The organism is Silanimonas sp. (assembly GCF_027530345.1).
Classification (GTDB): Bacteria; Pseudomonadota; Gammaproteobacteria; order Xanthomonadales; family Xanthomonadaceae; genus Silanimonas.
Window position 1 is genome coordinate 148,288 of the sequence record NZ_JAPZQK010000002.1, and the last position, 26,488, is coordinate 174,775.

At 69.5% G+C, this 26,488-nt stretch carries 27 protein-coding genes; 13 read left to right on the forward strand and 14 right to left on the reverse strand.

Features of this window, described 5'->3' with window-relative positions; all coding sequences use genetic code 11:
* Positions 1-87: 87 nt before the first annotated feature.
* From O9255_RS00925 to O9255_RS00935, 3 genes are read left to right on the forward strand one after another with little or no spacing between them, the layout of a single operon-like run.
* Positions 88-675, forward strand: a complete 588-nt coding sequence (locus tag O9255_RS00925; protein WP_297864942.1) for a hypothetical protein — start codon at positions 88-90, stop codon at positions 673-675.
* A gap of 58 nt (positions 676-733) precedes the next feature.
* Entirely contained in the window at positions 734-1,285 is a 552-nt protein-coding gene (locus tag O9255_RS00930; protein ID WP_297864943.1) for a cob(I)yrinic acid a,c-diamide adenosyltransferase, read from the forward strand.
* Complete coding sequence (locus O9255_RS00935; protein ID WP_297864944.1) at positions 1,285-2,205, forward strand: histone deacetylase family protein; 921 nt, start codon at positions 1,285-1,287, stop codon at positions 2,203-2,205. Before O9255_RS00930 ends, O9255_RS00935 begins: the two co-directional genes overlap by 1 nt.
* Here the strand turns inward: O9255_RS00935 and msrB are convergent.
* Complete coding sequence (gene msrB / locus O9255_RS00940) at positions 2,192-2,587, reverse strand: peptide-methionine (R)-S-oxide reductase MsrB (RefSeq protein ID WP_297864945.1); 396 nt, start codon at positions 2,585-2,587, stop codon at positions 2,192-2,194. The two genes, O9255_RS00935 and msrB, sit on opposite strands and share 14 nt — an antisense overlap.
* Positions 2,588-2,691: 104 nt before the next feature.
* On the opposite strand from msrB, the gene lptD reads away from it, so the two are divergent.
* From lptD to O9255_RS00970, 6 genes are read left to right on the forward strand one after another with little or no spacing between them, the layout of a single operon-like run.
* Positions 2,692-4,926: an LPS assembly protein LptD gene (gene lptD, locus O9255_RS00945; RefSeq protein WP_297864946.1), complete on the forward strand. Its 2,235-nt coding sequence runs from the start codon at positions 2,692-2,694 to the stop codon at positions 4,924-4,926.
* A gap of 38 nt (positions 4,927-4,964) precedes the next feature.
* A complete protein-coding gene (locus O9255_RS00950; protein ID WP_297864947.1) occupies positions 4,965-6,287 on the forward strand; it encodes a peptidylprolyl isomerase in 1,323 nt (440 codons plus the stop codon).
* Between the two features lie 4 nt (positions 6,288-6,291).
* Positions 6,292-7,281, forward strand: coding sequence for a 4-hydroxythreonine-4-phosphate dehydrogenase PdxA (gene pdxA / locus O9255_RS00955; protein WP_297864948.1), 990 nt, complete (start codon positions 6,292-6,294; stop codon positions 7,279-7,281).
* A gap of 13 nt (positions 7,282-7,294) precedes the next feature.
* On the forward strand, positions 7,295-8,125 hold the full coding sequence (rsmA, locus tag O9255_RS00960; RefSeq protein ID WP_297864949.1) for a 16S rRNA (adenine(1518)-N(6)/adenine(1519)-N(6))-dimethyltransferase RsmA: 831 nt from the start codon (positions 7,295-7,297) through the stop codon (positions 8,123-8,125).
* A 13-nt stretch (positions 8,126-8,138) separates the two neighbouring features.
* Complete coding sequence (gene apaG / locus O9255_RS00965; RefSeq protein WP_297864950.1) at positions 8,139-8,519, forward strand: Co2+/Mg2+ efflux protein ApaG; 381 nt, start codon at positions 8,139-8,141, stop codon at positions 8,517-8,519.
* Positions 8,519-9,361: a symmetrical bis(5'-nucleosyl)-tetraphosphatase gene (locus tag O9255_RS00970; protein ID WP_297864951.1), complete on the forward strand. Its 843-nt coding sequence runs from the start codon at positions 8,519-8,521 to the stop codon at positions 9,359-9,361. The genes apaG and O9255_RS00970 overlap by 1 nt, the downstream gene beginning before the upstream one ends.
* Positions 9,362-9,368: 7 nt before the next feature.
* Here O9255_RS00970 and O9255_RS00975 read toward each other — a convergent pair whose 3' ends face one another.
* Genes O9255_RS00975 through O9255_RS01005 form a run of 7 tightly spaced genes read right to left on the reverse strand, consistent with a single transcriptional unit; the run spans position 9,369 to position 15,761 of the window.
* Positions 9,369-9,872 carry a dihydrofolate reductase gene (locus tag O9255_RS00975; RefSeq protein WP_297864952.1) on the reverse strand — a complete coding sequence of 168 codons (504 nt, stop codon included), beginning with the start codon at positions 9,870-9,872 and terminating at the stop codon, positions 9,369-9,371.
* The gene (locus O9255_RS00980) at positions 9,869-10,663 is read right to left on the reverse strand and encodes a thymidylate synthase (protein WP_297864953.1); all 795 of its coding nucleotides are present in this window, start codon (positions 10,661-10,663) and stop codon (positions 9,869-9,871) included. Before O9255_RS00980 ends, O9255_RS00975 begins: the two co-directional genes overlap by 4 nt.
* Positions 10,663-11,538, reverse strand: a complete 876-nt coding sequence (gene lgt / locus O9255_RS00985; RefSeq protein ID WP_297864954.1) for a prolipoprotein diacylglyceryl transferase — start codon at positions 11,536-11,538, stop codon at positions 10,663-10,665. The genes O9255_RS00980 and lgt overlap by 1 nt, the downstream gene beginning before the upstream one ends.
* Before the next feature lie 11 nt (positions 11,539-11,549).
* Positions 11,550-13,385: a GGDEF and EAL domain-containing protein gene (locus O9255_RS00990; RefSeq protein ID WP_297864955.1), complete on the reverse strand. Its 1,836-nt coding sequence runs from the start codon at positions 13,383-13,385 to the stop codon at positions 11,550-11,552.
* Positions 13,385-14,578 carry a class I SAM-dependent rRNA methyltransferase gene (locus tag O9255_RS00995; RefSeq protein WP_297864956.1) on the reverse strand — a complete coding sequence of 398 codons (1,194 nt, stop codon included), beginning with the start codon at positions 14,576-14,578 and terminating at the stop codon, positions 13,385-13,387. The genes O9255_RS00990 and O9255_RS00995 overlap by 1 nt, the downstream gene beginning before the upstream one ends.
* A 10-nt stretch (positions 14,579-14,588) precedes the next feature.
* Positions 14,589-15,341, reverse strand: coding sequence for a TerC family protein (locus O9255_RS01000; RefSeq protein WP_297864957.1), 753 nt, complete (start codon positions 15,339-15,341; stop codon positions 14,589-14,591).
* 36 nt (positions 15,342-15,377) lie between these two features.
* Positions 15,378-15,761 carry a diacylglycerol kinase gene (locus O9255_RS01005; protein WP_297864958.1) on the reverse strand — a complete coding sequence of 128 codons (384 nt, stop codon included), beginning with the start codon at positions 15,759-15,761 and terminating at the stop codon, positions 15,378-15,380.
* Positions 15,762-15,923: 162 nt separating this feature from the next.
* Between O9255_RS01005 and O9255_RS01010 the strand changes: the two genes are divergently transcribed.
* Together O9255_RS01010 and O9255_RS01015 are read left to right on the forward strand one after the other, a co-directional pair.
* On the forward strand, positions 15,924-16,706 hold the full coding sequence (locus O9255_RS01010) for a DUF533 domain-containing protein (protein ID WP_297864959.1): 783 nt from the start codon (positions 15,924-15,926) through the stop codon (positions 16,704-16,706).
* A gap of 24 nt (positions 16,707-16,730) precedes the next feature.
* Complete coding sequence (locus O9255_RS01015) at positions 16,731-17,735, forward strand: TIGR00266 family protein (protein WP_297864960.1); 1,005 nt, start codon at positions 16,731-16,733, stop codon at positions 17,733-17,735.
* A gap of 55 nt (positions 17,736-17,790) precedes the next feature.
* On the opposite strand, the gene O9255_RS01020 is transcribed toward O9255_RS01015, so the two are convergent.
* The 3 genes from O9255_RS01020 to mtgA all read right to left on the reverse strand — a co-directional run bounded on the left by O9255_RS01020 (position 17,791) and on the right by mtgA (position 20,008).
* The gene (locus O9255_RS01020) at positions 17,791-18,219 is read right to left on the reverse strand and encodes a CBS domain-containing protein (RefSeq protein ID WP_297864997.1); all 429 of its coding nucleotides are present in this window, start codon (positions 18,217-18,219) and stop codon (positions 17,791-17,793) included.
* A 74-nt stretch (positions 18,220-18,293) separates the two neighbouring features.
* Positions 18,294-19,238 (reverse strand): glycosyltransferase family 2 protein, encoded by a 945-nt coding sequence (locus O9255_RS01025; protein ID WP_297864998.1) that lies wholly within the window; start codon positions 19,236-19,238, stop codon positions 18,294-18,296.
* Entirely contained in the window at positions 19,238-20,008 is a 771-nt protein-coding gene (gene mtgA / locus O9255_RS01030) for a monofunctional biosynthetic peptidoglycan transglycosylase (protein WP_297864961.1), read from the reverse strand. The genes O9255_RS01025 and mtgA overlap by 1 nt, the downstream gene beginning before the upstream one ends.
* Positions 20,009-20,092: 84 nt before the next feature.
* Between mtgA and O9255_RS01035 the strand changes: the two genes are divergently transcribed.
* Positions 20,093-20,983 carry an Hsp33 family molecular chaperone HslO gene (locus O9255_RS01035; RefSeq protein WP_297864962.1) on the forward strand — a complete coding sequence of 297 codons (891 nt, stop codon included), beginning with the start codon at positions 20,093-20,095 and terminating at the stop codon, positions 20,981-20,983.
* A gap of 129 nt (positions 20,984-21,112) precedes the next feature.
* Positions 21,113-22,069: a hypothetical protein gene (locus tag O9255_RS01040; RefSeq protein ID WP_297864963.1), complete on the forward strand. Its 957-nt coding sequence runs from the start codon at positions 21,113-21,115 to the stop codon at positions 22,067-22,069.
* Positions 22,070-22,111: 42 nt separating this feature from the next.
* Here the strand turns inward: O9255_RS01040 and O9255_RS01045 are convergent, their stop codons facing one another.
* The 3 genes from O9255_RS01045 to O9255_RS01055 all read right to left on the reverse strand — a co-directional run bounded on the left by O9255_RS01045 (position 22,112) and on the right by O9255_RS01055 (position 26,441).
* Complete coding sequence (locus tag O9255_RS01045; RefSeq protein WP_297864964.1) at positions 22,112-22,636, reverse strand: hypothetical protein; 525 nt, start codon at positions 22,634-22,636, stop codon at positions 22,112-22,114.
* Positions 22,637-22,692: 56 nt separating this feature from the next.
* Positions 22,693-23,472 carry a hypothetical protein gene (locus tag O9255_RS01050; protein ID WP_297864965.1) on the reverse strand — a complete coding sequence of 260 codons (780 nt, stop codon included), beginning with the start codon at positions 23,470-23,472 and terminating at the stop codon, positions 22,693-22,695.
* Positions 23,473-23,591: 119 nt separating this feature from the next.
* Complete coding sequence (locus tag O9255_RS01055) at positions 23,592-26,441, reverse strand: TonB-dependent receptor (protein WP_297864966.1); 2,850 nt, start codon at positions 26,439-26,441, stop codon at positions 23,592-23,594.
* Positions 26,442-26,488 lie beyond the last annotated feature (47 nt).

Sequence of the window (26,488 nt, forward strand, 5' to 3'; positions counted from 1 at the left end):
CCCTCGATCCGGAGGTCGTCGGCCGGTCACGGCGGCCGAGGCATCGGCTAGACTCCCGACCTTCGATTCCGCTGCCGATCACCCTCCATGCGCCTTGCCGTCCGCCCCGCTCTCGCGGTGTTCGCTGCCCTCGCCCTGCTCATGGCCGCCACGCGCGCCCATCACTTCGGCGCCATCCCGGACGCCTCGTGGGCGGTGTTCTTCGCCTCCGGCCTCTATCTCGCGGGCCACCAGCGCTGGGCCTTCCCGGCCCTGATGGCGCTGGCCGTGCTCGTCGACTACCTCGTCATCTCGGCGACCGGCGTGAGTTTCTGGTCGCACTACTGCGTCTCGCCGGGCTACTGGTTCCTGCTGCCGGCGCACGCCGCGATGATGGCCGCCGGGCAGTGGGCCGCCGCGAACGGCCTCGCCCCGCGCTGGGCGCTGTTGGGACGTCTGGTGCTCGCGCTCGCGGTGGGCACCGCCGCCTGCCACCTGCTGGCCCAGGGCGGCTTTTACTGGTTCAGCGGCAGCGTGGCCGAGCCCACCCTCGCCGGCTGGGCAAAGAACTTTAGCGACTGGCTGCTCCCCTACGCGCAGGTCGCGTTCGCGTGGGTGGCGGTCATCGGCGCCTTGCACCTCGCCCTTCAGCCGCTTTTCGCCCGCCTGCCGGGCGCGGCGGTGAAGGCCGACTGACGCCATCGCCACGCGCAGGGGTCGACACTGTCGACCCCTCCGACGACAGGAACTCCGCGTGGGCAATCGCCTCTCCAAGATCTACACCCGCACCGGCGACGACGGCAGCACCGGCCTCGGTGACGGCGCCCGCGTGTCCAAGGATTCGGCCCGCGTCACCGCTTACGGCACCGTCGACGAAGCGAACAGCGCCATTGGCATCGTGCTGGCTTGCGAGATCCCCGATTCGATCCGCAACGTGCTGGTCGCCGTGCAGCACCAGATGTTCGATTTGGGCGGCGAACTCTGCATTCCCGGCCACGCGGCCATTTTCGACGCCGACATCCAGGCGCTCGAGGACACGCTCGACCGCTTCAACGCCGATCTGCCGCCGCTGAAGGATTTCATCCTGCCCGGTGGCGGCATGGCGGCGGCGCAGGCGCACCTCGCGCGCACGATCTGCCGTCGCGCCGAGCGCGAGGTCGTGACGCTCTCGCACCATGACGCCGTGCGCCCGGAAGCGATCCGCTACCTCAACCGCCTCTCCGACCTGCTCTTCGTGCTGTGCCGCGTGCTGGCGCGCGAGAGCGGCCACGGTGAAGTGCTCTGGCGCCACGACCGCCGGCGTTGATGCGCGTCTATACGCACCCGTCCTGCCTCGCCCACCAGCCCGGCCCGGGGCATCCGGAGTGCCCGGCACGCCTGCAGGCCGTGACGGAAGCCCTGCGCGCCGCCATCCAGCCGCTGGAGTGGATCGAGGCGCCACTGGCCAGCCGCGAAGCAGCCGAGCGCGTGCATACCAAGGCCCTCGTCGACGCGATCTTCGACGCCCGCTTCGACGGCGAGGCGCTCGTGCGCCTCGATGCCGACACCGCGATGTCGCCGGATTCACCCGAGGCCGCCCGGCGCGCCGCCGGCGCCGTCGTGGCGGCGGTCGACGCGGTGATGGCCGGAGAGATCACCCAGGCGTTCTGCGCCGTGCGCCCTCCGGGCCACCACGCCACGCGCGAGACGGCCATGGGCTTCTGCCTGCTGAACGGCATCGCCATCGGCGCGGCGCACGCCGTGCACGCGCACGGCCTCTCGCGTGTCGCGGTGGTGGATTTCGATGTGCACCACGGCAATGGCACCGAGGCGATATTCGCCGCCGAGCCGCGCGTCGCCTACCTGAGCTCGCACCAGCATCCGCTGTACCCGGGCACCGGCATGGAAAGCGATACCGGCGTGGGCAACGTGGTCAACGCGCCGCTGCCGCTGCGCGCGGGCAGCGCGGTGTTCCGCGATGCATGGCGCGCCAAGCTGCTGCCGGCGCTCGAAGCCTTCCGACCGCAACTGCTGCTCGTTTCAGCCGGCTTCGACGGCCACCACCTCGACCCGCTCGCCGATCTCGAACTGACGGCCGAGGACTACCGCTGGCTGTCGGCGGAGTTGGCCGACCTGGCGGCCCGCCAATGCCGCGGACGACTTGTGTCCGTGCTGGAGGGCGGCTACAGCCTCACCGCGCTGCGTGAGTGCAGCGTGGCCCACCTCCGCGGCCTCACCGCGGCGTGAAGCGCAGCGCCGCCGAGTTGATGCAGTAGCGCAAGCCCGTCGGCTTCGGCCCATCCGGGAACACGTGCCCCAGATGCGAATCGCAAGCAGCGCAGCAGACCTCCGTGCGACGCATGCCGTGGGAGCCATCCTCTTTTAGCGCCACCGCTTCGCGAGCCATCGGCTGCCAGTAACTCGGCCAGCCGCTGCCGGAGTCGTACTTCGCCGTTGAATCGAACAGGGCCGCCCCGCAGGCGACGCAGCCGTAGACGCCGTCGGCATGGTGGTCCCAGAACGCGCCGGTGAAGGGCGGCTCGGTCGCAGAGCATCGGCAGATGGCGTACTGCTCGGGGCTCAGCTCGGCCTGCCATTCGGCCTCGGTTTTGCGGACGGGCGCGGTCATCGGGGGTCCTCCGGCATCGTCGGGGCCGCGGATCGCGGCGCGGGGCTCCCGGCTGGGAGCGGTTTTGAGTCAAGCTTACGGGTCACGAAGTGAGAGGCTTGTCCGTGTCGCGACCGAACCTGCACCCGCTGGCCCTCGCCCTGGGCCTCGCCCTGGCCCTGCCCGCACGCGCCGCCGAGCCGCTGGCCAGCCCGGACTGGGTGCTATGCCGCGCCCCGATGACGCTGGAAGGCGCGCGCACCAGCGCCCCGACGGCCGGCGCGGCCGAACGCGGCACCAGCGCCACGCAGGTGCAGTCCGACGCGCTGGACGTCTCCGGCGAGAAGGTGACGACCTTCCGCGGCCGCGTCGAATTGACACGCGCCGACCAGTGGGTGGGCACCGACGCGCTGGTCTACCGACATGAGAACGAGACCTGGGAGAGCCCGGGCCCGCTTCGCTTCGAGGACGAGCGCCTGCGCGTCGCGGCGACCTCGGCGGACGGCGACAACGCCGCCGAGCGCGTCCGCCTGCGCGACGTCCAGTTCCAGCTGCTCGACGGCACGATGGGCAACGGCAGCGCCGCGAGCGTGGTGCGCGAGGGCGAACGCAGCACGCTGGCTGACGCGCTGTTTTCCACCTGCCCGCCCGGGCAGCGCCAATGGGCCTTCGAGGCCTCGACCATCGAGATCGACGACGCGGCCCAGCGCGGCGTCGCACAGAGCGCGGTCCTGCGCCTTGGCGACGTGCCGGTGCTCTGGCTGCCGTGGATCAGCTTCCCGACCACCAGTGAACGCCGCACCGGCTTGCTGGCCCCGAAGATCGGCGTGCAGGACGAGAACGGCTTCGACTACGAGCAGCCGATCTACCTCAACCTCGCGCCGAACATGGATGCCACGCTGACGCCGCGTTGGATGTCGCGCCGCGGCCTGATGCTCGGCGGCGAGTTCCGCTATCTCGGTGCGGCCAGCGCCGGCCGGGTCGAGGGCACCTACCTCGCCGACGACGACCGCACCGGCGACGATCGCGGCTTCTTCCGCTGGCAGCACTTCAGCGCGCTGTCGCCGAACTGGTACGCCACCGCGAACCTGCAGGACGTCAGCGACCGCGAGTACTTCCGCGACCTCGGCGACAACTTCGGCCAGAACACGCTCAGCCTGCTCGACAGCAGCCTCGCGCTGAACGGCCGCGGCCGCTACTGGTCCACCGGCGTGTCGTTCGAGCGCTGGGAGGCCGCCAATCCGGCCGTGCTGCCCGGCAGCGAGCCCTACGCGCGCCTGCCGCGAATTCGCGGCCAGTGGCTGCAGCCGGTGCTGCCGTGGATGGATCTCGGCGTGAGCGCCGAAGCCGTACGCTTCCAGCACGACGAACTGCCCGGCGGCCAGCGCCTCGACGTGAAGCCTTCGGTACGCCTCAACTTCGGTGGCGCGAGCTGGTTCGTGAACCCGGAATTCGCCGTCCGCCAGACCAGCTACACGCTCGAGCGCGATCCGCGGGTGCTGGCGCAGCGCACCGACCTCAGCCCGGACCGCAGCACCACCATCAGCAGCATCGACGCCGGCTTGCTGTTCGAGCGCGAAACCACGCTGTTCGGCGACGACTACGTGCAGACGCTGGAGCCGCGCCTCTACTACCTGCGCGTGCCCTACCGGGTGCAGGACGACCTGCCGCTGTTCGATACCCAGCCCCTGTCCTTCAGCTGGCCCGGCCTGTTCCGCCAGAACCGCTATACCGGCGCCGATCGCCAGACCGACGCCAACCAGGCCACGCTGGCCGTCACCACCCGGCTGCTCGACGCCGACGACGGCCGCGAGCGCCTCTCCGCCAGCCTGGGGCGCATCCACTACTTCGACCCGCCGCGGGTGACCATCCCCGGGGAGCGCCCGCCGGCGAGCGACGGTTCGGCCTACGTCGGCGAGCTCGACTGGCGCGTGAGCGACGCGTGGAGCGTATCGCTCGCCCAGCAGTGGAATCCGGGGGAATTCGGCACCGACCTGTCGGCGGTGCGCACGCAGTGGCGCTTCTCGGAGCGCGGCGTGGTGAACGCAAGCTACCGCTACCGCAAGGACCTGATCGAGCAGACGGACATGAGTTTCGCCGCGCCCATCAACGCGAACTGGCGGGCGGTCGCCCGCTGGGCCTGGTCCCTGCGCGACCGCCGCACGCAGGAAGCCTTGGGCGGCCTCGAATGGCAGAGCTGCTGCGTGGCGGTGCGCGTGCTGGCCCGCGATTACGTCCGCGACCTGAATGGCGACCGCAACCTCGGCGTCTACCTCGAAATCGAGCTGAACGGCATCGGCAGCTTCGGCCGCGATTCAGAGCGGTTGTTGTCCGATGCTATCCTCGGCTATTCGCCTTGACCCAGCGCTTTCCGCGCGCCAGAGCCCGTTCCAGCCCCATGTCGAAGACCTCGCTCCTCCAGCCCGCGTTCACCGGCCTCCTGGCCGCCGCCCTCGCGTTCGCCGCACCCACCCGCGCCCAGCTGCTCGCCGGCCCGGGTGCCAGCAGTGGCAGCGTGGACAGCATCGTGGCCGTCGTCGACGAGGACGTGATCCTGAAGTCCGAGCTCGACCGCGCCGTCGCCAACGTGCGTAACCAGTACCAAGGCCGTGAAGCGCAACTCCCGCCGGAGAATGTGCTGCAGCGGCAGGTGCTGGACCGCCTGGTGCTCATGCGCCTGCAGGTCGCGCGCGCCGAGAACACCGGCATCCGCATCGGCGATACCGAGCTCAACCAGACCCTGCAGAGCATCGCCGGCCAATCGGGCGTCAGCATCGAGCAGATGCGCGCGCAGATCGAGGGCGGCGGACTCAGCTTCGACGACTACCGCCGCAGCGTGCGCGAGGAACTGCAGATGCGCCGCTTGCAGCAGCGCGTGGTGCAGAGCCGCGTGGTGATCAGCGAATCGGAAATCGACCAGTTCCTGGCGTTGCGCAACGTCGACAGCACCGAATTCCAGCTCGCCAACCTGCTGGTCGCCCTGCCGGACGGCGCCACGCCGGAACAGGTGGCCACGGCCGAGCAGAAGATCAACGGCATCAAGGCGCTGATGGACCGCGGCGAGATCGACTTCCGCGCCGCCGCCATCCGCTACTCCGACGACCGCAACGCCCTCGAGGGCGGCGACCTGGGCTGGCGCGAGGCGAACAGCATCCCGCCGCGCTTCGCCGAGCTGATCCAGGGCCTGCAGCCCGGTCAGTACACCGCGCCGATCCGCGGCCCGAGCGGCTTCCAGATGGTGCAACTGGTCGGCGTCCGCGAGTCGGGCCCGCAGACCATCACCGAATACCAGGCCGACCACTTGCTGGTGGCCGTGAACGACGTCGTCGGCGATGAGGCCGCACGCCGCAAGATCGACGAGCTGCGCGCGCGCATCGAGTCCGGCGACGATTTCGCCAAGATTGCCCGCGAGAACTCCGACGACACGTTCAGCCGCAACCGCGGCGGCCGCCTCGACTGGTTCAGCGGCGAAACCTTCGGCCCCGCCGTGACCCAGCAGGTGCAGTCGCTGCAGGACGGCCAGCTCTCGGCCGTGTTCCGCACCGAAGCCGGCTGGCACGTGGTCCGTCGCATCGCCGAGCGCCAGCAGGACGTCACCGACGAGAACCGCCGCCAGCGCGCCCGCCAGCAGATCGGCGAGCGCAAGGCGCAAGACGAGTTCGAGCGCTTCCTGCGCCAGCTCCGCGCCGACGCCTACGTCGAGTCGCGCCTCGGCGCCTGAGCCGATGCCCGCCGCGCCCCGGCTCGCGCTGATCCCCGGCGAGCCGGCCGGCATCGGTCCGGAACTCTGCGTCCGGATCGCCCAAGCCCCACGTGACGCCACGCTGGTCGCCTATGGCGACGGCGAGACCCTGCTCGCCGCCGCGCATTCGCTCGGATTGCCGCTGCGTCTGCATGACGCTTCAGCGGAGGCCGGACCGGGCGAGCTCGCGCTGGTCGAACATCGCAATGCCGCACTGGTGCGCTTCGGCCACGCCGATCCCGCGAATGCCGGCGCCGTCATCGGCGCACTGAAAGCCGCCGCTCGCGACGCGCTGGCCGGCACGGTCGATGGCCTCGTGACCGGCCCCGTGCACAAGGCCACCATCAACCGCGGCGGCATCGCCTATACCGGCACGACGGAACTGCTCGCCGAAGTCGCCGGTACCGACGTGGTGATGATGCTGGCCAATCCGCGACTGAGGGTGGCTCTGGCCACCACGCACCTGCCGCTGCGCGCGGTGCCCGACGCGATCACCGCGGACGGCCTCGAACGCGTGCTGCGCATCACTGCCGGTGCACTTCGAGATTCGTTCGGCATCGCCAACCCGCGCCTGCGCGTGCTCGGCTTGAACCCGCATGCCGGCGAGTCGGGCGAGATGGGCCGCGAGGAGATCGACGTGATCATCCCCGTGCTCGAACGGCTGCGCGCGGAGGGATGCTTGCTGGAAGGCCCACTGCCGGCCGACACGGCCTTCCTGCCGCAGCACCTCGGCCACTTCGACGCCGTCGTCGCGATGTACCACGACCAGGGCCTGCCGGTGCTCAAGGCGAGCGGCTTCGAGGACGCGGTGAACATCACGCTCGGCTTGCCTTTCCCGCGCGTCGCCGTCGACCACGGCACGGCACTCGATCTCGCTGGCCGCGGCATCGCCGACCCCTCCAGCCTGCAGCACGCCGTGGCGCTGTGCACCGACCTCGCCCGCCATCGCGCCGCTGCGCGCAACACGCACTGAGCCGATACGACCCATGAGCCTCGACGCCCACCGCCACAAGAAGCAACTCGGCCAGCATTTCCTGTCGAGCCCCGGCATCGTCGAGAAGATCATCCGCGCGGTAAACCCGAAGCCCGGCGAATTCATCGTCGAGATCGGCCCCGGTGGCGGCGCCCTCACTTTCCCGCTGCTGCGCGCCCACGGCGAACTGACCGTCATCGAATTCGACCGCGACCTCATCGTGCCCCTCGCGGAGGAAGGCGCGAAACACGGCAAGCTCACCATCGTCCACCGCGACGTGCTGAAGGTGGATTTCGGCAAGCTCGGCCACGGCCACGACGTCGAGGGCCCGCTGCGCCTCGTCGGCAACCTGCCCTACAACATCTCCACGCCGATCCTGTTCCACGTGATGGAACACGCGGAGGCCGTGAAGGACATGCACTTCATGCTGCAGAAGGAGGTCGTCGACCGGATGGCCGCCGAACCTGGCAGCAAGACCTACGGCCGCCTCTCGGTGATGCTGCAGGCGGTGTGCCGCGTGACGCCGCTGTTCGACGTGCCGCCGGGCGCCTTCACGCCGCCGCCGAAAGTCGATTCGGCCGTGGTGCGCCTCGTGCCGCGTCCGCTGGGCGAGGCCGGCGTGAAGGACGCGGCGCATTTCGCGCGCACGGTCGCCGCCGCGTTCTCGCAGCGGCGCAAGACGCTGCGGAACTCACTGTCGACCGTTTGCGACGCCGACGCCATCCGTGCCGCCGGCATCGATCCGGGCGCGCGCGCCGAGGCGGTCGCGGTGGAGGCCTACGTGACGTTGTCGAACCAGCTGATCGACGCCGGCATCCAGCCCCCGGAAGCCGACGCGCTTTAAGTAAAATCCCGGCATGCCCAACCCCCGTTATGCCATCGCGGTGGCCGTCGCCACCCGCTTCCTCGACGAACAGAGCGCGCCCGACGAAGGCCGCTACGTGTTCGCGTACACGATCCGCATCGCCAACACCGGCGACGTGCCGGCACGCCTGCTGTCGCGCCGCTGGCTGATCACCGACGCGAACGGCAAGGTGCAGGAGGTGGCGGGCGAAGGCGTGGTGGGGCAGCAGCCCTGGCTCAAGCCCGGTGGCGAATTCGAGTACACCTCGGGCGCCGTGCTCGAGACCTTCTGCGGCCAGATGCGCGGCAGCTACCAGATGCTCGCCGACGACGGCACCGAGTTCGACGCCGAGATCGCGCCTTTCGCGCTCAGCATCCCGCGGACGCTGCACTGATGGCGACTTACGCCATCGGCGACCTCCAGGGCTGCCACGACATCCTGCTGCGCCTGCTCGAGGCGATCCGCTTCGACCCGGCGAAGGACCGCCTGTGGTTCTGCGGCGACCTCGTCAATCGTGGCGGGCAGTCACTGGAAACGCTGAAGCTACTGCATTCGCTGCGCGAACACATCGTGGTGACGCTCGGCAACCACGACCTCTCGCTGCTGGCCATCGCCGGACGCCGGCCCGACGAGCAGCGCCGGGTGAACCCCGACCTGCAGCGCGTGCTGTTCGACGACGATGCGACGACGCTGATCGAGTGGCTGCGCGCGCAGAAGCTGATGCACGTCGACCGCGAGCTCGGCTTCGCGATGGTCCACGCCGGCCTCGGCCCGAAGTGGACGATCCGGATCGCCGAGGCACGCGCGCAGGAAGTCGAGGAACGGTTGCAGGGTGAAGGCGGCGCCCGCCTGCTCAAGAACATGTACGGCGACAAGCCGAACTGGTCGCCGAAACTCGAAGGCGTCGACCGCTGGCGGGCGATCATCAATATCTTTACGCGCATGCGTTACTGCACCACTGCCGGCCGCATCGCCTTCGAGGAAAAGGGCCGCCCCGGCACGCAGAAGCCCGGGCTCTACCCGTGGTTCTCCGTGCCAGGCACCGTCGAGCGGGAGATGCCGGTGGTGTTCGGCCACTGGAGCACCCTCGGCCTGTTCCAGGGCCTCGGCGTGCACGGCCTCGACACCGGCGCCGTGTGGGGCGGCAAGCTCACCGCCCTCGAACTCGGGCCGGAGCCGCGCGTGCACCAAGTACCGGGGCGCGTTGTCGTGGGTGGCCAGAGGGGCGAGGACTGAGGCGCAATCAGCGCCGGACGTAATCCGCGAAACGGAACGCGACGGCATGCCGCGCGTCCGCGGCATGCGACTCGCTGTCGGTCATCGTCCACTCGGCGGGATCGAAGCGCGGAAACCAGGCATCGGCACCCTCGACGCGCGTCTCGACCCAGGTGAGATGCAGCCGCGAGGCGAGCGGCAGGGCCTGCGCATACACCTCACCGCCGCCGATGACCATCAGGGTCGTCGCCGAGGCATCGGCCGCCGCCGCGACCGCCGCGTCGATCGACCCGACCGCGTCCATGCCCTCGAAAGGCACGCGGCCACTCCGCGTGAGCACGAGGTTCCGGCGTCCGGGCAGCGCACGCCCCAATGACACCGCCGTCTTGCGCCCCATCAGGATCGGATGGCCCAAGGTCAGGGCCTTGAAGCGCTTCAGGTCGTCCGGCAGCGACCACGGCAAGGCATTGCCGCGGCCGATGGCGAAGTCGCGGTCGAGTGCCGCGACGAGCGCGATATCGACGCCGCTCACACCGCCACCGGCGCCTTGATGGCCGGATGCGGGTCGTAGCCGACCAGCTCGATGTCGTCGTACGTGAAGGCGAGAACGTCGCGCACCTCGGGGTTGAGGCGCACGGTGGGCAGCGCGCGATGGTCGCGCGAGAGCTGCTCGTTCACCTGGTCGACGTGGTTCGAGTAGATGTGGCAATCGCCGCCGGTCCAGACGAAATCGCCGAGGCCGAGGTCGCAAGCGTGGGCGATCATCTGCGTCAGCAGCGCGTAGCTGGCGATGTTGAAAGGCACGCCGAGGAAAAGGTCGGCCGAGCGCTGGTAGAGCTGGCAGCTCAGCTTTCCGTCCGCCACGTAGAACTGGAACAAGGCGTGGCAAGGCATCAGGGCCATTTGCGGCAGGTCGGCCACGTTCCACGCGCTGACGATCAGGCGGCGCGAATCGGGGTTCTTGCGGATCTGCGCGATCACGTCGCTGATCTGGTCGATCACCGTGCCGTCGGGCGCGGCCCAGCTGCGCCACTGCTTGCCGTACACCGGGCCGAGTTCGCCGTCTGCATCGGCCCATTCGTCCCAGATGCCAACCTTGTGTTCCTTCAGGTAGGCGATGTTGGTTTCGCCTTTCAGGAACCACAGCAGCTCGTGCACCACCGACTTCCAATGCACCTTCTTCGTGGTGACCAGCGGAAAGCCGGCGGCGAGGTCGAAACGCATCTGGGCGCCGAACACGCTGCGCGTGCCGGTGCCGGTGCGATCGGTCTTGATGGCACCGTTCGCCATCACGTGGGTGAGAAGATCGTGGTAGGCCTGCATCACGCGCCCTCCTTCGCCAGCGTCGGCGCCGTATGCGAGCGCCACAGGAACACCAATCCGATCGCCACCAGCGGCAAGCTCAGGACCATGCCCATCGTCAGCCAGCCGAAGGCCAGGTAGCCGTATTGCGCGTCGGGCTGCCGGAAGAACTCGGCGACGATGCGGAACACGCCATAGAGCAGGGCGAACATGCCGGACACCGCGAAGCGCGGCCGCGGCTTCGCACTGAACCACCACAGCACCGCGAACATCGCCAGGCCCTCGAGCAGCGCCTGCAGCAGCTGCGACGGATAGCGCGCGAACGGCTCCAGCACGCCTTGCGCATGCAGCACGCGCAGCTGCTCGATCGGCAGGTTCGCGTATTCCGCCGGCAGCGCCCGCGGGAAGACGACACCGAGCGGCGAGTCGGTGACGCGCCCCCACAGCTCGCCGCCGATCCAGTTGCCGATACGCCCGAAGCCGAGCCCCAGTGGCACCAGTGGCGCGACGAAATCCATCACGTCGAACCAGTGCATCGCATGCTTGCGGCACCACCACCATCCGGCAGCCATTACCCCCAGCAGCCCGCCATGGAAGCTCATGCCGCCACCTCGCACGTTGAACAAGACCAACGGGTCGGCGAGGAAAGCCGGCAGGTCGTAGAACAGCACGTAGCCAATGCGCCCGCCCAGCAGCACGCCGAGCATCCCGTAGAACAGCAGGTCGCCGTAGGCGTTCTCGTCGATGCCGGGCAGGCGTCCGGCGCGGAGGCGCCGTTGGCCCAGCCACCAAGCAGCGGCGAAGGCCAGCACGTACATCAAGCCGTACCAGTGGATGCCGTGCGGCCAGAACGGCAGGGAAACCGCGATCGGATCGATGTCGTGCAGAGAGCTCATTCAAGGTTCCATCAATCGCCCAGCCAACGCTGGGCGAAGGGTTCAAGGTCCAGCGCCCGGTCGAACAGGTAGCCCTGGGCCACAGTCGCGCCCAGCGACACCAGCAAGGCGCGCTGCGCTTCGGTCTCCACGCCTTCCGCCACCACGTCGAGGCCTAGGTGGGTGGCGAGGCCGAGCAGGCCGCCCACGACGGCCTGCGCCCTCGCATCGTCGGCGCAGCGCAGGCAGAAGCTGCGATCGATCTTCAGGCCATGGAGCGGAAGGTCGATCAGGTGGGTGAGCGAAGCGAAGCCGGTGCCGAAATCATCGAGCGACACCGGGATGCCCATCTCGGCGAGGTAGCGCAAGGTCGATGCCGCATCTTCGCCGCTGGAGAACAGGGTGTTCTCGGTGATCTCGCAGACCAGCAGGCCCTCCACGCCGTAGGCCCGCGCGGTGTCGCGCAGCTCTTCCACGAAGCCCGGCGACTGCAGCTGCACCGGCGAGAAATTCACGTGCAGCTGGAAGCCAGGGCGGCGTTCGAGCAGCGACGTCTCACGCGCCCAGGCGAACAGCTCGCGCAGCAGGCCCATGTGCACCTGCGCGATCAATCCGCTGTCCTCAAGCAGGGGCACGAAGTCGGACGGCGGCACGTCGCGACCCTCGCGCGGCCAGCGCATCAGCGCCTCGGCGCCGACGGCGCGTCCCGACACGAGGTCGACAATGGGTTGCAGACGGAAGGTGAACTCGCGGGCGTCCGCAGCGCGCCGGACATCCCGCTCGAGCTCGAGCGAGCTCTGCAGTTCGTTGCGCACGTCGGGCCAGACCACTTCGACGCGCCCGCGGCCCTTGCGCGCTGCGCTGAACGCCGCGGTGAGCGCATCGCGCAGCAGGCGATCGGCGTCGGGCTCGGCGCGCGCGCCGGGGACGATGCCCACCGCGGTGCTGAATTCCAACGTGTCGCCGTCGGGCGCCGCCATCGGCAGCGCGAGCGCGCGCTGCAGGCGCCCCGCGAGGCGCGTGGCCAGGCCCTGCGCGCGATCCCCGGACACCCACAGCGCGAAGGTGTCATCGGCGATGCGGCCACAGCGGGCGGCCGGCACCATCTGGCCGATGCGCGCCGCGCCCTCGGCCATCACGCTGTCGGCGAAATTGCCGCCATAGCGGTGCGCCAGACTGCGCAAGCGCTCAAGGTCGAGGGCGAGCACGGCGAGGTCGTGGCCCGCGGGCAACTCGGCGACGGCATGAGCGAGGCGGTCGATGAAGAGGCTTCGGCCGGCCAGGCCGGTGGCGGCATCGAACAGCAGTTGCCGCTTGCGCTCGTCTTCCGCCGCAGCCATGCGCAGGCGGTCGTGCCGCTGCGACAGGATGCCGGAGAGCGAGGTAACGAACAGGCGCTCGGCGCCGCTCCAACGCCGTGCCGGCCCCAGATGCTCCAAGCAGAGCACGCCGACGATCTCGCCGAATTCGCAAATCGGAACGTCGAGGATGGCCCCGATGCCGAGCGGCTTCAGGTAGCCCTCGGCGAGCTCGATGGTGCGCGGATCGTGCTGCGCGTCCTCGGCGGCCAGCACCAGCAGGCCTTCGATGGCCTGGAAGTAGGCCGGTGCCGCATCGCAGGCCAGTTCGGTCTCGGGGGCGAGCACGCCCTGCCCTTGCACGAACATCGCGCCGCAGCGGATCGACCGGCGCCCGGGCGTCAACGCCCACAGGCTGGCCCGCGCCACACCGAGCGTCTCCGCCGTGATGGCCAGCAGCCGGCCCGGCACGTCCTCCTCATCGCGCTGCGCCAGACGGTGCAGCGCCTTCAGAGCGGCTTCGAAGGCCGGCGGTGGCTGGTCGAGCGTCAGCATGTCGGGGGCGTTCATCAGGCCGGGAGGATGCGGAACAGTGCGCCTTTCAGGTACTCGGTTTCCGGGATGGCCGGATGGACGGGGTGGTCCGGCCCCTGCGCGAGGAATTCCAGCAGTTGCGCCTGCCGGTCGAGATGCCTCGCCCCGGCCTGCACCGCCTCGACGAGCGCGCTGCGCGGGAAGTGGTGGCTGCAGGAGCAGGCCACGAGCAGGCCATCCTTCGAGAGCACCTGCATGGCGGCCTCGAAGATGCGCCGGTAGGCCAGCGCCCCTTCCTTGAAATCCTTCTTGCGCTTCACGAAGGCCGGCGGATCGACGATCACCACGTCCCAGCGGCGGCGCTCGGCGCGCGCAGCCTTGAGGAAATCGAAGGCGTCCATGGCCTGGGCCGTGACGCGATCACCCAAGCCGTTGCGCTCGGCGTTGGCCTGCACGGCTTGCACCGCACGGCCCGACACGTCGACGCAATCCGCGCTGGCCGCACCGTCGGCGACGGCGCGCAGGCCCCAGCCGCCGGCGAAGCTGAAGAGGTCGAGCACGCTCGCCCCTTTCAGCCAGGGCGCAAGGCGATCGCGGTTGCTGCGCTGGTCGTAGAACCAGCCGGTCTTCTGGCCTTCGATGACGTCGGCGGCGAAACGCAAGGCGCCCTCGCGCACTTCCACCGGCCCCTCGACGGGCATGCCGACCACGCGCACCTCATTGCCGAGGCCTTCGATGGCGCGGGCACTGCTGTCGTTCTTCCAGACGATGCTGCGCGGCTTCAAGACTTTGTCGAGCGCATCGGTGATCTCGTCCTGCAGGCGATCCATGCCGGCCGTGGTGGCCTGGGCCACCAGCACGTCGCCGAAGCGGTCGACGGTGAGGCCCGGCAGGCCGTCGCTTTCGCCGAACACCAGGCGATAGAACGGGTCGGCGTAGCGGCGCTCGCGCAGGGCCAGCGCCACGTTGAGCCGGTGCACGAACAGCGAGCGGTCGAGCGCGTGGCCGCCGCGGTCGACGAGCCGCGCGGCGATCAGCGTATTCGGATGGGCGTAGCCGCTGCCCAGCGTCTTGCCTGCACCGTCGATCAGCATCACCGGCTGGCCGGGCTGCAGCGCCGTCAGCGGGGTGCGCGCGACATCCACTTCATTGCTGAAGACCCACAGGTGCCCGGCACGCAGGCGGCGCTCTTCGCCCTTCTTCAGCACCAGCGGTGCGACATCGCTCATCGACAACTCCTCAGCCGGCCAGACGCTTGCGTTCGGCCTTCTTCGCCTGGCGGTGGCGGGAAACCATGTTCAGGGCTTCGACGAGGCCCGAGAAGGCCATGGCGAAGTAAAGGAAACCACGCGGGATGTGATACCCGAAACCGTCGGCCACGAGGGCGGCACCGACGAGGATCAGGAAGGTCAGAGCCAGCATCTTCACCGTCGGATGCCGGTCGATGAAGTCGCCGATCGGGTTCGAGGCGAGGATCATCACGGCGACGGCGATGATGATCGCCGCCACCATGATGCCGGTCTGGTCGGCCGGCACCATGCCCACCGCCGTGATGACGGAATCGAGCGAGAACACGATGTCGATCACCGCGATCTGGGCGATCACCCAGCCGAAGACCGCCGAAGGCTTGGTGTCGATCTGCTCGGCGTCACTGTCGCCCTCCACGGAATCGTGGATCTCCATCGTGCCCTTGACCAGCAGGAACAGGCCGCCGCCGATCAGCACGAGGTCGCGGATGGAGAACGCATGGCCGAACAGGGTGAACAGCGACTGCTTCATGCCGGCGATCCACGCCAGCGTGAGCAACAGCAGGATGCGGGTGATGCAGGCCAGGGCGAGGCCAAACTTGCGCGCCTTCGGGCGCTGGTGCGGCGGCAGCTTGCTGACCGCGATGGAGATGAAAACGAGGTTGTCGACACCCAGGACGATCTCGAGGGTCGCGAGGGTCAGCAGCGCGATCCACAGTTCGGGGCTGGTCAGGAATTCGATCATCGGTACCGGTTCAGGAGAAGGAGAAGCGCTGCGGCATCACAGCCAGCGAGGCAGCAGGATCAATCCCCAACACAGCAGCACGTTGAGGTCGCACAGGAACACCGCGGCGGAGCCCATGTCCTTTGCGCGCTTGGCGAGCTCGTGCCACTCGCTGCCGAAGCGGTCGACCACCGCTTCGAGCGCCGAATTCAGCACCTCGACGATGAGCACCAGCATCAGGCAGCCGATCAGGATCGCCTGCTCCACGCCGTCCGCCCCCAGCCAGAAGCCCAGCGGGGCCAGCACCAGGAAGAGATAAACCTCGAGGCGGAACGAGCTTTCCAGCGTCCAGGCGGCACGGAGACCTTGCAGCGACCACGTCATCGCCCGCCACACCTGGAAGGGGGTGCGCGGGGCGTGGCTGTCGATGCTGTCGGCCATGTCGCGCGCGGTCCGGATTCAAGGCGAAGTGAAGGCGCGGCAGTGTGCCACAGGGAGGGGGGGGCTGGCCGCCCCGCGGACGGGCAGGACCTCCGGCACTGACGGGGGATTAACCCCGCTTTGGCATGATGCGGCGGCCTCCCGCGTGTAGAAGGACGACCCATGTTCGACCCCGAACGCCTGCTCAAGCAGGTGATGAATGAAGCCCTCAGCGGCAGCCTCGGCGGCAAGCAGCGCCGCCACAAATCGAGCTACGGCAGCAGCGGCCTTGGCGGGCTGGGTGGCCTGCTCGGCGGTTCGTCGGGCGGATCGTCCAGCGGATCGGGCGGCCTCGGCAGCCTGCTGGGCGGCATACTGGGCAGCGGCAGCGGCCGTCGCAGCAGCGGCGGCCTGTCGACCGCCACGAAGGCCAAGATCGGCATGGGCGCGCTCGGCCTGGCGATTGCCGCCTATGAACACTACAAGTCGAGCAACCAACCCGCTGCCACCGGCAGCGCGCCGCCCCCGCAGCCGATGCATGGAGGCACACCGCCTCCTCCGCCGCCGGCCGCTTCGTCCCCGCCACCGGCGCCGGGCGTCGCCGCGCCGTCGGACGCCGAGCGCGCCGTCGAAGCCATGCACCTGCTGCGCGCGATGATCTGCGCCGCCAATGCCGACGGCCTGATCGACGCCGACGAGCGCCAGCGCATCCTCGGCAGCGCCCGCGATGCCGGGCTCGACGCCGAGGACCTCGAGGCGCTGGAAGGCGAACTCGCCGCGCCGCTGACGGTGGCCCAGCTGGTCGCGCGGACGCGCCCGACGCAGCGGGAGCAGGTGTACGTCGCTTCCGTCATCGCGATCGGTCGCGACACCGAGCTCGAAGTCCGCTACCTCGACGACCTCGCGCAGCGCCTCGGACTCGACGCCGCCGCGCGCGAACAACTCCACGCCGAACTCGGCCTCTGATTCCCCCCCGCACGGAGATTCGCCATGCACCAGTGGTACCTCAGCTACAACGGCCAGCAGATGGGCCCGCTCGATACCGCCGCCGCCGTCGCGCAGGCCGCGAAGAACCCGAACGGCCACTGCTGGCGCAACGGCTTCGCCGAGTGGGTGCCGATCGCCGCCTGCGCCGAGCTGCGCAGCGAGTCGGTGGCCGGCAACGTCACTTCGCCGCCGCCTCCGGCCTTTTCCGGCGGCCAGCGCGCCGACGTCATCGACTACAAGATCTATGGCGAGGACATGCAGTTCGTCGAGATCGAGCTTGACCCGGGCGAGTCGGCGGTCGCCGAGGCCGGCGCCATGATGTACAAGGACGCCGTCGTGCAGATGGAAACCGTCTTCGGTGACGGCAAGCAGGCCAGCGGCGGCTTCATGGACAAGCTGATGGGCGCCGGCAAGCGCCTCGTCACGGGCGAGTCGCTGTTCACCACGGTGTTCTCGCACGCTGGCGGCAGCGGCAAGGCCAAAGTCGCCTTCGCCGCGCCCTACCCCGGCACCATCGTGCCGATGACGCTGTCGAACTACGGCGGCCGCATCATCTGCCAGAAGGACAGTTTCCTCGCCGCGGCGCGCGGCGTCTCGATCGGCCTGCACTTCCAGCGCAAGGTGATGACGGCGCTGTTCGGCGGCGAAGGCTTCATCATGCAGAAGCTCGAGGGCGACGGCCTCGTCTTCGTGCACGCCGGCGGCACCATCATGGAGCGTCAGTTGGCTCCGGGCGAGCGCCTCGATGTCGACACCGGTTGCGTGGTCGCCTACACCGACGGCGTCAATTTCGACATCAAGTCGGTGGGCTCGGTGAAGTCGATGCTCTTCGGCGGCGAAGGCGTGTTCATGGCCACGCTGACCGGACCAGGCAAGGTGTGGATCCAGTCGCTGCCGTTCTCGCGCCTCGCCGGCCGCATGATGCAGGCGGCGATGAAGCCGGGGCGCGACGAGGGCTCGGTGCTCGGCGGCCTTGGCCAGGTGCTCGGCGGCGACAACAGATTCTGATCGCGCAAGTCACCGCAGGAACGCCGGCCTCGCGCGGGCGTTTCTTTTCTCTGCTTCAGCTCGCGATGTAGGCCTGAAGCTGGCCGATTTCCTGCTGCTGCTCGGCAATCACGGTCTTCAGCAGATCACCGATGGAAACAACGCCCATCAGCGTGCCGTCCTCGACGACCGGCAGGTGGCGGAAGCGGTGGTCGCTCATCATCTGCATGCAATCGCGAGCCCGATGTTCCGGCGTCACCGTTTTCACCGGACTGGTCATGATGGTGCGCACCGGCGTGGTCGCCGATGCGCGCCCCTGGAGCACGATTTTCCGCGCGTAATCGCGCTCGGTCATGATGCCCACGAGGGCGCCGTGCTCCATCACCAGCACCGCGCCGACGCCGCTTTCCGCCATGCGCCGGAGCGCGTCGAGCACCGGATCGTCCGGCCCGACCGTCACCAGCGGGGTGTCCTTGCCGTCGAGGATCTGTCGAACGCTGCGCATCGTCCTGGCTCCCGTCGTGGATGCCCCGATCATACGCCGGCGAGGGGCGCGCTCAAGCCACGCCGCCCTGCGGCTCAGGCGGCGGGGAGACGCGCCTCGTCGACGATGTACAGCGGCCGCTGCTTGGCTTCCAGGTACAGCCGGCCGAGGTACTCGCCGATGATGCCGAGCGCCATCAGCTGCAGGCCGCCGAGCAGGGCGATGACCACCATCAGGCTCGGCCAACCGGCCACCGGGTCGCCCCAGAGCAGGGTCCGCACGACGATCCATACGCCGAAGGCGAAGGCGGCCAGAGAACTGGCCAACCCGATATAGGTCGCGGCCCGTAGCGGCACCGTCGAGAAGCCGGTGATCCCCTCGAGCGCGAGGTTCCACAGCCGCCAGTAGTCAAACTTGCTGGCTCCGGCGAGGCGAGGCGCGCGTTCGTAATCGAAGGCCTCGGCACGGAAGCCCACCCAGGCGAACAGGCCCTTCATGAAGCGCTGCCGTTCGCGCAGGCCACGCAGGGCCTCGACGGCGCGCGGGCCGATCAAGCGGAAATCGCCGGTGTCGCGCGGGATGGGCGTGTCCGACAGCGCGTTGATGACGCGATAGAACGCGGCCGCGGTGGCCCGCTTCAGCAGTGGCTCCCCGTGACGTTCGGAGCGCCGTCCGAACACCACTTCGGCCCCGGCCCGCCAGCGCGCGACCATGGCTGGGACGAGCTCAGGCGGGTCCTGGCCATCCGCATCCAGCACCACGACGGCGGCGCCGGGTGGCACGTGGTCGAGGCCCGCGGTGAGGGCCAGTTCCTTGCCGAAATTGCGCGACAGCCGCAGGGCACCAACGCGCTCGGGGCAAGCGGCGACGAAGTCCGACAGCAGGGCCCACGTCCCGTCGCGGCTGCCGTCATCGACGTACATCACGCGCACGCGCGGCCCCAGCGCTTCGGCCACCGCGAGCAGGCGCGGGTGCATGGCCGGCAGCGCCGCCTCTTCGTTGTGGGCGGCGACCAGCAGGACGAGATCGACGGTCGGCATCATCGCTCCAGCTTAGCGGGGTCGACGCCGGGCACGCCGCAGCAGGCCGCGAGGTAGTGCGGCCCATCGAGATTGCGCGCCTGCCGGGCGATCCACGCCGCACGGCGCTGCGCGTAGGGGCCCGGCGCCCCCACGCTGTAGCGCTTCGGGCTGGGCAGCACGGCGGCGAGCCGGGCGCTCTCGGCGGCATTCAGGCGCTGCGCCGGCTTGCCGAAATACGCCTGCGCGGCGGCTTCCGCCCCGTACACGCCATCGCCGAACTCGGCGATGTTCGCGTACACCTCGAGGATGCGCTGCTTCGGCCAGAACAGCTCGATCAGCAACGTGTACCAGGCCTCCAGCCCCTTGCGCAGCCAGCTGCGACCGTCCCAGAGAAACAGGTTCTTCGCCACCTGCTGGCTGATGGTGCTGGCACCGCGCATCGGTCGCCCGCGCGCGTTGTTTTCGAGCGCCTTGTCGATGGCGGCCAGGTCGAAGCCGGCATGCGACGGGAACTGCTGGTCCTCCGCCGCCACCAGGGCGATCGGCAGCTCGGGCGAGAGCGCGTCCCAGTCGGCCCATTCGTACCGCAAGGTGAAGCCGGCCTCGTCGCTCCCGAAGGCCTGCCACTGGCGGTCGAGCATGAAGGCGCTGGTCGGCGGGTCGATCACCCGCAAGGCCAGCACCTGCAAGGCCGTCACCACGACGAACAGCAGCGGCACGCCCCAGGCGATCCGGAACAGCCAGGCACGCCATCCCCGTCGTCCGCCGCGCCGTGCGTTCCGCCTCATCGCCGCCCCCGCGCTACCATTCGCATCCCCGAATCCGACCGAGCGCGAAGCGTGGCGTCCCGACGCCGCGCTGTCCATGCACCGATGGCGAATCCCGACACCCTCACCCGTTTCCTGATCGAAGACACCGGCGTCCGCGGCGTGCTCGTCAGCCTCGACGCCACCTGGCAGGAGATCCGCGCGCGCGCCGATTACCCCGAGGCCGTCGGACACCTGCTCGGCGAGGCCGCCGCCGCCGCCGCGCTGTTCTGCGGACACGTCAAGGTCGACGGCCGTCTGAGCTTGCAGCTGCGCGGTACCGGCGCCCTGCGCACCCTGTTCGCAGAGTGCACTTCTCAGGGCACGCTGCGCGGCCTTGCCCGCCACGAGGGCGACCTGCCGGCCGTGCTCGGCCCGCGTGATTTCGGCGAGGGCTCGATGCTGGCCATTACCATCGAAACGCTGCCGCCCGGCCAGCGCGAGGTGCAGCGCTACCAGGGCCTGGTCGGGCTGCAGGAGGACACCCTGTCCGAGGCGCTGACCGCCTACTTCCGCCAGTCCGAGCAGTTGCCCACCGCCCTGCTGCTGGCCGCCGACGGGTCGCGTGCGGCGGGCCTGCTGTTGCAGCTGCTCCCCGATGCCGATCGCGAGGGGGACGGCTGGGCGCGGGTCGAAGCCCTGTTCGGCACCCTCGGCTCGGCGGAGTTGCTGGCCGGCCCCGACACCGACCTGCTCTGGCGCCTGTTCCACGAGGACGGCGTGCGGCTCCTGTCGGATCAGCCCCTGCGCTTCGCCTGCTCCTGTTCGCAGGCCCGGGTGGAGGACATGCTGCGCGGCCTAGGCGAAACCGAGGCTCTGGCCGCCGCCGAGAGCGGTGAGGCGCAGATCCACTGCGAGTTCTGCGGCAAGGAATACCGGCTGGCGAAGGACGCGATCAGCGCGCTGTTCACCCCCCAGGCCCAGGCGAACGTCAGCGGCCCGAAGGGCCTGCAGTAGGCAGGCCCCGTGGGGCGTTCCGGCACCCCGCACCCCGAACCGACCGCGGCGGCACTGTTGTTAAAAGTGCGTAAAGTGATACCCTGCACGGCCGGGAACTCCTTGCCCGGTCGATAGTCCGACTTTCGCATGCGCACCGCTCTCGCCATCGCTCTCGCCGCCGCCCTTGCGCTCCCCAGCGCAGGCGTCACGGCACAGGCGGTCGATGCGGTGCCGACGCCGCCCGCCGCAACCTCGATGGACCCGTCCTCGATGCCGGTGCCGGTCTGGAACCGCGACAGCGGCGAACTGCAGGCCGTGCTCTGGATCGACACGTCGACCTTGCCGGGCCATGACAGCGCCGCAGCCTCGCTGGGCACGCGCTGGTCGCGACGCGACGGCAGCCTGACGGCTGGCCTGTCGGCGAGCGCCGAGCCGCGCTATGGCCTGCTGTGCGGCGATGCCAGCGACGGTGGCGGCGACGCCAGCACTCTCGATGATCATTGTCTGGTCACCCAGCTGGCGCGCCCCGCGGCCCCGGCGAACGGCCAGCTCACCGCCCAACTGGGCACCCGCATCGGGCGCAGCGACTGGACGGGCTTCAGCTCGGTCCGCCGCAGCAGTGCGGACAGCCTGCTTCCGGGCACCTCGCTCTCCCTCGCCACGCCGGAACTCGCGCCGCTCGCCGGCCTGCCGGGCGTGGGCTTCGAACAGAACGACCTCGGCATCGTCGGTGATCTCAAGATCGGCGAGCAGGGCTGGATCCGCCTCGGCGGCAGCGTCGCCCGCGCGCGCCTGCTGCCGGCCAACAGCATGCTGCTCGGCGGCGTCGCGCCGCGCTGGAACAGCCGCACCCTGAGCGTGGGCGGCGGCTACGGCGCGATCGGCGGCGAAGTGGTCGGCCGCGTCGTCCGCGTTCCGGGCGAACGCGAAAGCTACGGCACCCTCGGCCTCGGCCTGACCTGGCGCACCCCGTGGTCCGGTCGCCTGACCGTCGGCGCGCAGAACCTCATGAGCACCGGCGAGAACCCGGTCGCGCCGCGCGCCAAGGCCGACGAGCGCCAAGAGGGCCGCGTGCCCTACGTCCGCTACCAGCAAGATCTCTGATCGCCCGCGTGGCCCGAGGGCCACGCGATGCGAACTGCGGGGTCAGCAGTTCCCCACGCCGTTGACTTGGACGCAAGTCGGAGCCTGCAGGCGATCGACCGCCTCGCGCGCACGGCCGCGCCGAGCCTCGCGATCCCTCACCCTCTCGCAGACCACTTGGGGGATGCGCGATCCGGTGGGCGCGTCGTCGCGGCAGATCAAGCCGTTCTCGCGCTGGCGCTCGATGATCGCGGTGAACGTCGACTGGGCGTTGAAGAACTCGATGCGCTGCGGCGTGGAGAGGTCGGCGATGGATCGCTTGCCGTCCAGCAGCCGACGCAAGGTCGACCATGAATCCTCGAGCTCGTTGCGCCGGGCGCGGGACAGGCGGCCGAGATCGCCCGCGTTCACCTGCAGCATGATCTCGCGGCGCTGCGCGAGGTAATCCTCGACGTCGACGGCGTCGAGCGCGTCCTCACCGACATCGGGAGAACCGGACTCACCAGCGGGGGCTCCCGCGAGGAGCGGGCTGCAGAGGAAAGCCGCCAGCACGGCGAGCAGAAAACGGGACGGGAGGAGGCGACGCATGGGAACTCCTTGAATCAAAGGCGGCGGGGGGAAGCTGCCGGCACTTGGGCCGGCGATCAACCCCCAGCATTGTCGGCGGGCGCAGGCGACGCAAGTGCCTCCCACACCGACTCGACAAGGGCCGGATCCTGCGCCACGCGCTGTGCCGAGAACTGGACGTGGTAGGCGCGCCGCGTGAGCAGCTGCGGCATGAGCTCGAGCCGTGCCGACAGCGCTTGGTTGGCAGCGAGATGGAAAGCCGCGTCGCCGTAGCTCATCGCCGCGGCCTCGACGGGACTCCGCAGCACGCGGTCAAGCAAGCCCCGCGGCTTCCGCGTCCGGTCGTCGATCCGAAGACCCAGCGAACGGAGTTCCCTCGCCGCCTCCGAACCGGGGACGGCCGCGATCGGGGTGCGGAGATTGCTGAGCACCTCGGCCGCTGTTCCACCCTGCACGACATCGCGCTCACGGACCACGGCCACGCCTTCGACGAACAGCGCACGGCGTCCGCTTTCGGACGCCTCGGGCGGAAACGCCCCGACCCAGGCGACGGTCTCGTCGAACGGCACGCCAAGCATCCCGTCGTGCCGGCCGTTGGCGACGGCGAGCTGGCAGTCCGAGGCAGCCATCGCGACGAAATCGAAACGGGCGTTCAAGGCCTCGGCGACGGAACGCATCCGGGCGATGGCCTCGCCCCGGCCGTCCGGCCCGAGCCAATGGGAGTCCCGCTTTGCCTCGTAGCAGAAGCTCAGCGCGACGGGTACGGGCACCGCGGCGGCATCGGCCTCCGCCGCCGACACCGGCGCGCCCCACAGCAGACCCGCCGACAGCAGACCCGCGAAGCACAGGTTACGCATTGTCACGACCTCCAAAAAAAAGTGCCCGCGAACGGGTCGCGGGCACGAATCCATCAGGTTGCGGGCCCGATACCCCCCGGCATGATGCCGGAGGGAGCGGGTGACCGATGTGCCCTAGGTCAGAACTTCACCGTCGCACCGAAGGTGTAGTAGCGGCCGATGGTGTCGTAGTACTGCGGGAACGTGTTGCCGCTGTTCACACCGGTGTTGCCAATGGTGTTGCCCACGATCGGCGGCTGGCGGTCGGTCACGTTGGTGATCGACAGATTCAGGCGGATCTGGTCGGTGGCCTGCCACGAAGCGCCGAGGTCGAGGTAGTTGAACGACCCGATGCTCGAGTAGGCCGGCAGGAACGCGCTGCCACCCGGCTCCTCGGTGATGCTGCCGAGGTGGCGGATGTTGGCGCTGACCGAGAAGTCGCTGTAGACCCACGTGGTGCGGAAGTTCGCCTTGAAGTCATGCACGATGCCGGCCCCGTTGCCGGCCGCGCCGTTGCACGCGACGCTGTAGTAGCCCTTGCAGTCGCGGTTGACCGAGGTCGGGGTGGCCTGGAAGAACCAGTCGTTGACCTTGGTGGCGTTCAGGCCGAAGTCCAGACGGCCGAAGTCACCGAGGTCCCACAGGTAGGTGACACCAAGGTCGAAGCCGTCGGTCTGGTAGACACCCAGGTTCGACGAGACCAGCGCGATGCCACGCGCCTCCGTGCCGTTGAACGTGCCGTTCAACGGGTTGCGGCCGATCAGGGCGCAGTCGGCGGCGTTACCGTTGGTGTAGCAGCCCGTGAGGATGTCGTTGACCGAGGGGTTGGAGACGGCGCCGGTCACTTCGATGTCGTAGTGGTCCAGCGTGATCGCCAGGTTCTCGACGAACGACGGGGTCCACACGATGCCGATGGTGCGGGTGTCGGCGATTTCCGGGCCGAGGTTCGGGTTGCCGCCCGTCAGCACGTTGACCTGACCCGCCGACGGCTGCGGCAGCGAGCCGTACGCCGCGGCCGGAACGCCGGTCGCGAGGCAGCGCTCGCGCGAGGCGGTCGGGGTGGCGCCGCCGCAGGGGTCGACGGCCAGGTTGCTGAGGCCGGTGACCTGCGGGTTGAACAGCTCGCCCACGTTCGGGGCGCGGGTGGCGCGCTGCTGCAGGGCGCGGAAACGGATGCCCTCGACCGGGGTCCACTCACCGCCGTACTTGTAGGTGTTGTACGAGGTGGAGTTGCCCGCGGTTTCGAAGGTGCTGCGACGGAAGCCACCCTCGAACGACAGCGAGTAGGCCCAGGCCGCGTCGTTGACGATCGGGGCGATCAGCTCGAAGTAGCCTTCCTTCAGCTCGAAGCCGCCGCGGCGGTCCGGGGTCGGGGCGCCGGTGCCGAGCACTTCACCCTGGATCTGCGAGGCCTGGTCCGACTTCGTGCCGGCCGTCACCGAGCGGTGCTCGGCGCCCACGGCGACGTTGATCGGGAAGGTCGCCCACGGGCTCATGATGGCGTCACCAAGGTCGCCAACCAGCGAACCGGCCAGCACGTCCTGCGTGACCGTCTGCTGCAGCAGCGAGTCGAGGTTGATGAAGCGCAGCATCGCCGGCGTGATCGTGCCCTCGGGGCCGAACACGTTGAGCGGCACGCAGCCGTTGCGGGCGTCGGTGCAGGCCGTGGTGCTGAGCGCACGCAGCGCCTGCTGGACGCGCGAGTTGGAGCCCCAGTTCACGCGCGACTGCGCCTGGTCGGCTTCGCCGAACGAGTAGTAGGCGTCGTAGCGCCAGGTGTCGAACACGTAGCCCTTCACGCCGACCGTGCCCTGGAACAGCTTGTTCTCGAAGCTGTTGAGACGCGGGCCAAGCTCGGTGAAGCGACGGCCGAGCGAGACCGTGGCTTCCGTGGCGTTGCCAACCACGCAATCGGCAGCGGCGACGCCCGCACGGGCGCACAGCTGCTGACGGGCGGCCGCAGGCAGGTAGGGGTTGCCGACCGGCACGCGGTAGTTGTTGAAGAACGTGCCCGAAGACGCCAGCTGCGTGAAGACGTCGCTGCGGACGTACATCATCTCGGCGTAGGCTTCGTGATCCTCATTGATCAGGAAGCTGGCGAGACCCGTGGCCTGCAGGCGGTTCAGCGGGGTCTGGAAGAGGTTCGGCGGGTTGAAGTTGAAGGCGTTGTTGCAGGTGGCGCGGAAGGCGCCGTCCGGGCACAGGCCACCGAGGCTCAGTTCGGTGACCGGCACGCCGGTGCCCGAACCCTGCGGGCTGCCGGTGACCGACGACAGCGCGGTCAGGCCGAACGGGCGGTTGCCCTGCAGCACTTCCTGCGTGTCGGTGTGACCGACGCTCAGCACCGCGTTGCCGCGGCCTTCGGCGAAGTTGCCGCCGACGGTGACGTCGATACGCTGGCGGTCGCCGTCCTTGTCGGCCGACTGGCCCCACTGGGCGGCGATCTCGGCACCTTCGTAGTCACGCTTCAGGATGAAGTTGACGACACCCGAAACGGCGTCGGCGCCATACACGGCCGAGGCGCCGCCCGAGATGATCTCGACGCGCTCGATCAGGGCGACCGGGATCGCGTTGGTGTCGACCACGCCAGCCAGGTCGAACGGGGTCAGGCGGCGGCCGTTGACCAGCACCAGGGTGCGGTTCGCGCCGAGGCCGCGCAGGTCGATGGTGGCACCACCGCCGCTGCCGTTGTTGGTGCCCGGGCCGATGGCCGGAACGAGGGCCGGCAGCTCGCGGAGGAAGTCCTCGATGGCGACGACCTGCTTGATCTCAAGCTCCTCGGCGGTCACTTCCGTGATCGGGCTGCTGGCGACGATGCCCGGCGAGGAAAGGCGGGTACCGGTGACCTGGACCACGTCGAGGCGCTGCGTTTCCTCGGAGGACGACTCCGCCGAGTCCGCGGTTTGCGAGAAGGCGGGCGCGACGGCCAGGGTGGCGCCAGCGAGGAGTGCAAAGCGAATTGCACGCGACAGCTGCTTGATGTCCGACATTGAGTTTCTCTCCAACGTATGAGCGGATTCGGGAATCCAGTGATATG